General features: G+C 66.7%; 1 protein-coding gene. It reads right to left on the bottom strand.

Annotated elements, in window-relative coordinates; all coding sequences use genetic code 11:
- Positions 1-417, bottom strand: a 417-nt coding sequence (locus tag AC066S_RS39670; RefSeq protein ID WP_478272043.1) for a radical SAM protein, incomplete at both ends; no start/stop codon positions are given.

Raw genomic sequence — 417 nt, 5'->3', positions numbered from 1 at the left:
CCGTAGGGCTCGGCGATCTCGCCCAGCGTCTGCACCCGCTCCAGCATGCGCGTCTTCACGGGCTTGCCGTCCCAGAAGCCGGTGCGGTACTTCACGTCCACGCCGTAGGCCGACGTGTCCTGGCTGATCACCAGCAGTTCCTTCACACCGCCTTCGAAGAGCGCCTTCGCCTCGCTCAGCACGTCGCCCACGGGGCGCGAGACCAGGTCGCCGCGCATCGACGGAATGATGCAGAAGGTGCAGCGGTGGTTGCAGCCCTCGCTGATCTTGAGGTACGCATAGTGCTTGGGCGTGAGCTTGATGCCCGCCACGCCGAAATTGCCGGGCACGAGGTCGATGAACGGGTCGTGCGGCTTGGGCAAGTTCTGGTGGACGGCGTCCATCACCTCCTGCGTGGCGTGCGGGCCGGTGACGGCC

Source organism: Bradyrhizobium sp. CFUWI (assembly GCF_056429085.1).
The sequence above is the reverse complement of the archived record's forward strand: the minus strand, read 5'-3'. Positions and strand labels throughout refer to the sequence as shown.